Genomic DNA, 371 nt, shown 5'->3' on the forward strand with positions numbered 1-371 from the left:
ACGCACACGTAGACTGTCCTGGACACGCCGATTATGTTAAAAACATGATCACTGGTGCTGCTCAAATGGACGGCGGTATCCTAGTTGTTGCTGCTACAGATGGCCCTATGCCACAAACACGTGAGCACATCCTACTTGGTCGTCAAGTTGGTATCCCTTACATCATCGTATTCATGAACAAATGTGACATGGTTGATGACGAAGAGCTACTTGAGCTAGTAGAAATGGAAGTACGTGAACTTCTTTCTGAGTACGAGTACCCAGGAGACGACCTTCCAGTAATTCAAGGTTCTGCACTTGGCGCTCTAAACGGCGAAAAGCAGTGGGAAGACAAGATCGTTGAGCTTGCAGAAGCACTAGATTCCTACATT

1 protein-coding gene is annotated in these 371 nt (G+C 46.6%); it reads left to right on the forward strand.

All coding sequences use genetic code 11. The features are described from left to right. The coding region (locus tag AB4512_RS22875) for a GTP-binding protein (RefSeq protein WP_372175822.1) at positions 1-371 on the forward strand (371 nt) is incomplete at both ends.

The organism is Vibrio sp. 10N.222.52.B7 (assembly GCF_041474275.1).
Classification (GTDB): domain Bacteria; phylum Pseudomonadota; class Gammaproteobacteria; order Enterobacterales; family Vibrionaceae; genus Vibrio; species Vibrio crassostreae_C.